This window comes from Draconibacterium mangrovi, from assembly GCF_010586825.1.
In the GTDB taxonomy this organism is placed as follows: Bacteria; Bacteroidota; Bacteroidia; order Bacteroidales; family Prolixibacteraceae; genus Draconibacterium; species Draconibacterium mangrovi.
Genome location: NZ_JAAAGB010000010.1, coordinates 136,248 through 144,688, shown reverse-complemented (window position 1 = coordinate 144,688; position 8,441 = coordinate 136,248). Strand labels below are relative to the sequence as shown.

The window sequence follows — 8,441 nt, the reverse complement described above, 5'->3', positions numbered from 1 at the left end:
TTTTTGCAGTTGTTAAAAGAAAGACTCCATTTGTCCCTTTACACCAACATCTGTAATTTTTTATAATTCTGTTGTTTTTATCTTAGAATTCGGCAGGCACGGAATAATATTCAATATCTAAATTGATCCACCGGATTTTTCGGGTGATCCTTTTTTTCTTTTAATAGATTTTTGCTACCGGATAACGTTTATAGGTTTTTTCAGCCCATTCGGTGTTGTTGTAAATGTAGCTTAACTGTGCCCGGTGATCCGTTGCAAATTCCGTATCGGCTTTGCGTTTCTCTTCCAGCTGCTTTTTAAACTCGGGATGCTCATTTTGATATTTCAGCGCATTTTCTTCAAATCCATACGACGAAAAATATTCGCGTTGGTCAAGAATGGAATCAAAAAAGTTCCAGCGGAAAAATGAGTCCATTGCTTTGGGTTCCAACATTTCCAGAATGTATTTCATTTTGCGCTGGCGAACCGGAATCAGCAGGTCGCCGGCGTAATACATTATTTGTTGAACCTCACTTCTGGTAGTCACTTCGTTATGAATATAATGACCGTTAAACGGTTGCTTAGGACTTGAGTATTCGTCGATATAATCAACCGTTACTTCCATTAGCGTATCATTTTTTAGCGATATCATTTCAATGCCGTTCAGTTTTAATCTTTCAATTACTTCGGTCCAGCCTTGTGGAAGAACATAGAATTCCGGAATTGTAATTTCTTCTACCGCGTTGTAGGTATCGTAATAGCGGATTTCTTTCGAAAGCGGTTTCGAACGGTCGTAGCCAAAACGTGGCAGGCCGGTAACTTTGTCAATAATTTCTTCGCTGGTTTCATAACCATCAAAAGTTAATGTGCTGTATTGCGTGGTGTCTACCTGGTAGGTAATCGGGTAGGTAGGCATCTTTAACAGTTCTTCGGTTCCTTGTTGGCGGCTGGCAATAATTTCTTCCGAATTCTCGGACGTGAACTCGCTTAATGCAATAATAAACTGGTAGCACGATTTTACGCGGTCGGCAAAGTCTTTATACACGTGGTTTTCAGTCATCATTCCGTAGCAGTTAAAAAGGCTGGCATAACCCGATGAATACCTCGGCGAATCCTGCCATAGCAGAATTCCTGACAGCGGCTGGTAATTAACCCAGTTCACATATGGAATCAGCTTATACTCGCCCTTTTCCATTTTTTTATAAATATCGGGGATCATCCGGTTACGCAGAAATTGCTCCTGCGCCGGTGGAAAATAATCGGGAAAAGGCGTAATTAATGTGATGCTGTATTGATGGTCGGAACCGTTTGTTGTGTGGGTATCCAGAAAAACATCAGGATCCCATTCATTAAAAATCTTGTTTATAGACCGGGCATTCTCCGAATCGCATTTGGCAAAGTCGCGGTTCAGATCAAGGTTTTTTGCATTTCCACGAAACCCGGTTTCGTAAGGTGTGGCCTGGTTGGCGCGGTTGTATTTGCCACGGTTCAGGTGTCCGCCAATGTTGTACACTGGAATGATAACAATTACCGTATTGTCGAGCCACTTTTTCATCCCATCTTTATTCCGCAGAATATCGTCGGCAAACTGCAGACTGGCGTCGATTCCTTCCGGCTCGCCCGGGTGAATTCCGTTGTTGACGAGCAAAACTGTTTTTCCCTGTGCTTTAATTTTTTCAGGATCAAATTCCGGTTCACTGTTAATAATGAAGGTGTGTAATGGTTTGCCAATGTCGGTAAAACCATTTTCAACGAGTGTTGCATTTTCGTACTTCGCATCAAGCAGTTCAAGCATATCAATTACTTCGTCGTAAGTAGGCGTGTAATTTTGCTCGTACTTTAGGTTCAACAGTGGTTTTTGGGCAAACAAAAACAGGCTGACAGCGCACAGCACTACAACCAAAGCAGTTTTTTTTCTCATGATGTAATAATTGAGTAGCCAGGCTACAAACGCAAAATTATTTTCGTTCTAAATCAAGGTAAGAATAATCAAAATTGTTCTTTTCGTCGTGCAGATCTTCGCGTTTTAATTCATTCCACTCGGCATAATTAACCTCGGGAAAATAGGTGTCGGCATCAAAAGTTTTGTGCACCAGCGTAAGGTAAAGTTTGCCGGCAACCGGGAAGAACTGTTTATAAATCATTCCGCCACCAATGATAAAAGCCTCTTTTTCATCTTTCACTTTTTCAATAGCCTCATCAATGGAAAAAACCGTTTCACATCCTGGAAATACATCGTCTTGTTTATCGGTAATAACAATGTGTCGGCGGTTTGGCAGTGGCCATTTTGGTAGCGACAACAGTGTGTTTCGCCCCATAATAATGGTGTGTCCGCTGGTAATTTCTTTAAAACGTTTCAAATCGTTTGGTAAATGAAACAGCAGATCGTTGTTTTTGCCTATGGCAAAGTTCTTGGCAATAGCAACGATTATCGAGATATTTTTTTGAATTGTATTTGTCATTTTAAAATTGTTTTAAACGGCAACAGCTCCTTTAATGTGTGGGTGCGACTGGTAACCAACCAACTCGAAGTCTTCGAATTTAAAATCAAAAATGCTTTTTACATCCGGGTTGATCTTCATTTGCGGCAGCGGAAGGGGTTCGCGCGATAGCTGCAATTTAACCTGCTCGATGTGATTGGAATAAATATGTACGTCGCCAAAAGTATGCACAAAATCGCCTGGTTCAAGATCGCAAACCTGTGCCATCATCATGGTTAGTAATGCGTAAGATGCAATATTAAAAGGAACGCCCAAAAATACATCGGCACTGCGCTGGTACAGCTGGCACGATAATTTTCCGTCGGCAACATAAAACTGGAAAAGTATGTGGCACGGTGGCAGGTTCATTTTGTCGAGTTCACCAACATTCCAGGCGCTAACCAAATGGCGTCGCGAGTCGGGATTGTTTTTTATAGCATCAATTACCTGCGAAATCTGGTCGATGTGGCCGCCATCGGGTGTTGGCCAGCTGCGCCACTGGTAGCCGTAAATGTGTCCAAGGTTGCCATCGTCGTCGGCCCACTCGTTCCAGATACGTACCCCGTTATCCTGCAAATATTTTACATTAGTGTCGCCTTTCAAAAACCAAAGCAATTCGTAAATAATCGATTTCAGGTGCAGTTTTTTTGTTGTTACCATCGGAAAACCTTCGCTCAGATCAAAGCGCATTTGGTGTCCAAAACGGCTGATCGTTCCTGTTCCCGTGCGGTCTTCTTTAACCGCTCCCTTCTCTAAAATAGTTTCCAATAGATCTAAATACTGCCTCATTTTTCAAATATTTCCCACAAAAATAATCGTTCAAAAAGAACTGCTTCCGATTTCCGCAGTTTAAATATTCACAATTACACTGAGGTTGTTAACGGACACATTTTTAGTGAGAGTATCACTCCCGGTGATGCTATCAATAATTTCAGGGTTAAGGATTAAGCCGCGAACCGCATTTCTTACAAAAAACAGCATCGTCGTCGTGCGATGGATGTAGACACTGCGGACAAACCTGTGTGTTTTTATCGCTGGTTGGATTGATAATCTCGGCAGTAACAATACCCGTTGGAACGGCAATGATAGCGTAACCCATAATCATTACAATACTGGCAATAAATTGTCCGAATGGCGTTCCGGGACTGATATCGCCATAGCCAACGGTGGTAAGGGTAACGATTGCCCAGTATATTCCTTTTGGGATGCTGGTGAAACCGTGTTGCGGGCCTTCAACAAGGTACATAACCGTTCCGATAATAATGACCAACATGGTTACAAAAAAGATAAAAACACTTATTTTTTCGCGACTGTTCCAAATGGCTTTTGCCAGTGAGCGGCCTGCCTCGGTGTATCGTGTAAGTTTTAAAATACGGAAAACACGCAGTAAGCGGAGAATCCGAATCACGACCAAACTATGCGACCCAACGATGATTAATCCGATATAAGTTGGTAAAACCGACAGCAGGTCGATAATGCCATAAAAACTGAAAATATAACGAAATGGTTTGTTGATTATGGCAATGCGCAACACATATTCGATGGTGAAAACGATGGTGATGGCCCATTCCAGAATACGAAGCAACGGCTGGTGGTTTTCACGAATTTGAGGAACACTCTCGAGCATTACCAGCACTACACTGAAAAGGATAACGGCCAGCAAAACAACATCGAATAGTTTGCCACCCAGCGTGTCGGCTTCAAAAATAATCTCGTAAATCTTCTGTTTGGTTTTACTCATCTACAGCAAAATTGTGATTTAAAGATACTATTAATTTCGAAAATCGAATCTGAACAAAAGGCGTGTTCGCAAAGATTAAGACGTTCGAAAAAAAATGGACTTGATGAAATTATAGAAGCGTCAGGTCATGTATAAAAAGATGTCAAGTGATCTTTTAAACGGACACAAGTGAGGTCTAAAGAGATGTCAAGTGAAAAAAATTCTGCAGTCAAGTGAATGAGCAGTAGCAATATATCACGCATAAAAAAGCCCTTCCCAAATAAATGGAAAAGGCTTTTTGAAATTATTTCGTATTGGTTTTTAGAGAACGGTTTCAACACTTTCGTAAGGCAAGTCGAAAGCTTCGGCAACGCCTTTGTAAACCACTTTCCCGTCAACAACATTCAGCCCTTTACGTAATGGCTCGTTGTCGATACATGCTTGTTTCCATCCTTTGCCAGCAATTTCAAGAGCATAAGGAAGTGTAGCATTGGTAAGCGCAATTGTTGAAGTACGCGGAACAGCACCCGGCATGTTGGCCACACAGTAATGCAATACATGGTCGATTACATAGGTCGGATCGGCGTGCGTAGTTGCGTGTGTAGTTTCGAAACATCCACCCTGGTCAACGGCAACGTCAACCAAAACAGTACCCGGTTTCATTGTGCTCAGCATATCACGTGTTACCAAATGTGGCGCTTTGGCACCAGGAATAAGAACAGCACCGATAATAACATCGTGCGATTTGACCATCTCGCGAATGTTAAACTCGTTACTCATCATCGTTTTTACGTTGGCAGGCATAATGTCGTCGAGGTAACGCAGGCGTCTCAATGATACATCCATAATGGTAACATCGGCACCCAATCCGGCAGCCATTTTAGCTGCTTCGGTACCCACAATACCACCACCAATAATCAAAACTTTAGCAGGAAGAACTCCGGCAACTCCACCAAGAAGTACACCGTAACCACCATAAGTTTTTTCAAGGTATTTAGCACCTTCCTGAATTGACATACGACCGGCAACCTCGCTCATTGGTACAAGCAACGGAAGCGAGCGGTCAGGCAATTCAACAGTTTCGTAAGCCAAACAAATCGATTTGTTTGCGATCATGGCATGTGTTAAAGGCTCGCACGATGCAAAGTGAAAATAAGTGTAAAGAATTTGTCCTTCTTTAATCAGCTTATATTCCTCTTCAATCGGCTCTTTTACTTTGATGATCATTTCGGCAATGCCGTAAACTTCCTCAATGGTTGGAAGCATTTTGGCTCCGGCTCCAATATAGTCTTCATCAGGGAAACCGCTACCCATGCCACCTCCGGCCTGAACATATACTTCATGACCATGTTTAACCAACTCCGCAGCACCGGCAGGTGTAAGTGCAATACGGTTTTCGTTATTTTTAATTTCCTTTGGTACTCCAATTATCATTACAGTAAATATTTGAGTTTTTTCTGAGTTCAAAAATAGACCACTATTTATGACTAAAACATGATAAATGCTCAGGATTTGGAACAATTTATTGTAAAAGTAACATGTATGACATCATATACTTAGAAATTGCAAGTTAAGTTTGCAATAAGATATTAATTTGTCTGAAATTTTAGATTATTGTTTTCAGTTTGATAATCTTATCTTTGCTTGCTTTTAAAAAATATTATATAACATGCCGACAGTATCAGACAGAGGAAGGATAATGCCTGATTCACCAATCAGGAAATTAGCTCCGTTAGCTCATGAAGCTAAAGAGAGAGGGGTTAAAGTGTTCCATTTAAACATCGGTCAGCCCGATTTGCCAACGCCTCCTGAAGCACTCGCGGCCATCCGGTCGATCGACCGGGAAATTCTGGAATACACTCCGAGTGAAGGAATTTTGTCGTTTCGTCAGAAACTGGCGAAATATTACCACAAATTTGATATTGATGTTACGGCTGATGATATCATTGTTACCTCGGGAGGTAGCGAGGCGGTAACCTTTGCTTTTATGAGTTGTCTCGACCCGGGCGACGAAATTATTGTGCCCGAACCGGCTTATGCCAACTACGAAGCGTTTGCAATTGTTGCCGGAGCTAAGATTAAATCGATTCCGGGCGACATTGAAGAAGGATTTGTATTACCTCCAATCGAAGAATTCGAGAAGCTGATCACTCCCAAAACCAAGGGGATAATGATCTGCAATCCGAATAACCCAACCGGCTATTTGTACACCCAGCAGGAAATGAATGCCATTCGCGACCTGGTGAAAAAATACGACCTGTATTTGTTCTCCGATGAGGTTTACCGCGAGTTTTGTTATACCGGCGCTCCTTATATTTCGGCTTTTCACCTGGAAGGAATTGAGCAGAATGTTGTTTTGGTCGACTCTGTATCGAAACGTTACAGCGAATGTGGTTTGCGAATTGGTGCACTGATCACCAAAAATGCAGCCGTGAAGAAAAATGTGATGAAGTTTTGTCAGGCACGTTTGAGTCCGCCACTTATTGGGCAAATTGCTGCCGAAGCTTCATTGGATGCCGATCCGGAATACATGCTGAATAACTACAACGAGTATGTTCAGCGACGAAAGTTTTTGATCGACGGGCTGAACCGCATCGATGGCGTGTATTCTCCAATCCCAATGGGAGCATTTTATACCGTTGCGCGTTTGCCGGTTGATAATGCCGATAAATTTTGTGCGTGGTTATTGTCCGATTTTCAATTCGAAGGACAGACCGTTTTTCTTGCACCGGCTTCGGGCTTTTATACCGGCTCGGATAAAGGGCAGGATGAAGTGCGAATTGCTTATGTGTTGAACAAGAACGATTTGGGCGTTTGTTTGAAGATTTTAACCGAGGCGCTAAAAGTTTATCCCGGAAGAAAGGAACGTTAACGTTTAAAAATAGAACTCTTATAGCATAAAAAAACCGGACTGTTCTCAGTCCGGTTTTTCTTTATTTGCTTACTTGTTACGCTAAGTTCTTAACGCGTTCCATTGCTTCCAGTACATTTTCACGGTCGGCAAATGCTGAAAAGCGGAAATAACCTTCACCTGCAGGGCCAAAACCGGATCCTGGAGTTCCAACCAGGTTCGCTTCGTTTAAAACTTTATCGAAAAAGTCCCACGATGTCATGTTATTTTTGGTTTTCACCCACACATAAGGAGCATTAACACCACCGTAAACTTCGTAGCCAATTTCGGCCAGACTTTCACGCATTATTTTGGCGTTTTCCAGGTAGTAGGTAATTACTTCTTCTACCTCTTTTTTACCTTCTTCGGTGTAAATGGCAGCAGCCGCTTTCTGAACCGGGTAAGAAACGCCGTTAAATTTGGTTGACTGACGGCGGTTCCACAATTTTTTTACCTGGTGTGCTTGTCCTTCTGAATCGTATGCTACCAGCTCGTTCGGAATAACGGTAATCGCGCAACGTGTTCCGGTAAAACCTGCTGTTTTTGAGAAACTGCGGAATTCGATGGCAACTTTTTTCGCGCCTTCAATTTCGTAGATCGAACGTGGAATTCCATCTTCGGTGATAAAAGCTTCGTAAGCCGCATCGTAAAGAATTATCGCATTTTTTTCGATGGCATAATCAACCCACTTTTTCAATTCTTCTTTTGAAGCTACTGTTCCTGTTGGGTTGTTCGGGTAGCAAAGGAAAATCAGATCAGGAGTTTCAGTCGGCAGCTCAGGAATAAAGCCGTTTTCTTTTGTACAAGGCATATAAATTATTCCTTCGTAATGACCGTTTGCCTGGCAAGCACCGGTTTTTCCGCTCATTACCGTTGTATCAGCATAAACCGGGTAGACCGGGTCGCAAATCGCAATTTTATTGTCGTTGCCAAAAATCTCCTGAATATTTCCGGTGTCGCATTTCGAGCCGTCAGAAACAAAAATCTCATCCGCCGATATATCGATACCTTTCTCCTGGTACGAGTGTTTTGCAATGGCTTCGCGCAGGAACGCATAACCTTGTTCCGGTCCGTAACCTTTAAAAGTTTCACCTTTCGCCATTTCGTCAACGCCTTCGTGAAAAGCTTTTACAACACTGGGGACCAATGGTTGGGTAACATCGCCGATACCCATTTTAATTACTTTTTTATCGGGATTGGCTTCGATGAATTCGCTCACTCTGCGCCCAATTTCCGGGAAAAGATACCCCGCCTGAAGTTTCAGGTAATTCTCGTTAATTTTTGCCATATCTGTCTATTTTATACTATGTTCCAAATTGGAGCGTAAAGATAAAAAAAACTATCGGCAAGTATTTTTACGGCGAATTCCTTT

General features: G+C 42.2%; 7 protein-coding genes. 1 reads left to right on the top strand and 6 read right to left on the bottom strand.

Features of this window, described 5'->3' with window-relative positions; translation table 11 throughout:
- Nucleotides 1–160: 160 nt before the first annotated feature.
- The 5 genes from G4420_RS20055 to ald form a co-directional block, all read right to left on the bottom strand.
- On the bottom strand, nucleotides 161–1,900 hold the full coding sequence (locus G4420_RS20055; RefSeq protein WP_163325731.1) for a M14 family metallopeptidase: 1,740 nt from the start codon (nucleotides 1,898–1,900) through the stop codon (nucleotides 161–163).
- A gap of 37 nt (nucleotides 1,901–1,937) precedes the next feature.
- Nucleotides 1,938–2,441 carry a dihydrofolate reductase gene (locus tag G4420_RS20050; protein WP_163325730.1) on the bottom strand — a complete coding sequence of 168 codons (504 nt, stop codon included), beginning with the start codon at nucleotides 2,439–2,441 and terminating at the stop codon, nucleotides 1,938–1,940.
- Between the two features lie 12 nt (nucleotides 2,442–2,453).
- Nucleotides 2,454–3,248 carry a thymidylate synthase gene (locus G4420_RS20045; RefSeq protein WP_163325729.1) on the bottom strand — a complete coding sequence of 265 codons (795 nt, stop codon included), beginning with the start codon at nucleotides 3,246–3,248 and terminating at the stop codon, nucleotides 2,454–2,456.
- Nucleotides 3,249–3,396: 148 nt separating this feature from the next.
- Complete coding sequence (locus G4420_RS20040; RefSeq protein ID WP_163325728.1) at nucleotides 3,397–4,200, bottom strand: ion transporter; 804 nt, start codon at nucleotides 4,198–4,200, stop codon at nucleotides 3,397–3,399.
- Nucleotides 4,201–4,500: 300 nt separating this feature from the next.
- Entirely contained in the window at nucleotides 4,501–5,613 is a 1,113-nt protein-coding gene (gene ald, locus G4420_RS20035) for an alanine dehydrogenase (protein ID WP_163325727.1), read from the bottom strand.
- 235 nt (nucleotides 5,614–5,848) lie between these two features.
- Between ald and G4420_RS20030 the strand changes: the two genes are divergently transcribed.
- Nucleotides 5,849–7,051, top strand: a complete 1,203-nt coding sequence (locus G4420_RS20030) for a pyridoxal phosphate-dependent aminotransferase (RefSeq protein WP_163325726.1) — start codon at nucleotides 5,849–5,851, stop codon at nucleotides 7,049–7,051.
- A gap of 76 nt (nucleotides 7,052–7,127) precedes the next feature.
- Here the strand turns inward: G4420_RS20030 and G4420_RS20025 are convergent, their stop codons facing one another.
- The gene (locus G4420_RS20025; protein ID WP_163325725.1) at nucleotides 7,128–8,357 is read right to left on the bottom strand and encodes an LL-diaminopimelate aminotransferase; all 1,230 of its coding nucleotides are present in this window, start codon (nucleotides 8,355–8,357) and stop codon (nucleotides 7,128–7,130) included.
- Between the last annotated feature and the right edge of the window lie 84 nt (nucleotides 8,358–8,441).

Excerpts from the sequence above, each read along its gene's own strand:
- G4420_RS20055 (WP_163325731.1), bottom strand. The coding sequence starts at position 1,900 with ATGAGAAAAAAAACTGCTTTGGTTGTAGTGCTGTGCGCTGTCAGCCTG.
- G4420_RS20050 (WP_163325730.1), bottom strand. The coding sequence starts at position 2,441 with ATGACAAATACAATTCAAAAAAATATCTCGATAATCGTTGCTATTGCC.
- G4420_RS20045 (WP_163325729.1), bottom strand. The coding sequence starts at position 3,248 with ATGAGGCAGTATTTAGATCTATTGGAAACTATTTTAGAGAAGGGAGCG.
- G4420_RS20040 (WP_163325728.1), bottom strand. The coding sequence starts at position 4,200 with ATGAGTAAAACCAAACAGAAGATTTACGAGATTATTTTTGAAGCCGAC.
- ald (WP_163325727.1), bottom strand. The coding sequence starts at position 5,613 with ATGATAATTGGAGTACCAAAGGAAATTAAAAATAACGAAAACCGTATT.
- G4420_RS20030 (WP_163325726.1), top strand. The coding sequence starts at position 5,849 with ATGCCGACAGTATCAGACAGAGGAAGGATAATGCCTGATTCACCAATC.
- G4420_RS20025 (WP_163325725.1), bottom strand. The coding sequence starts at position 8,357 with ATGGCAAAAATTAACGAGAATTACCTGAAACTTCAGGCGGGGTATCTT.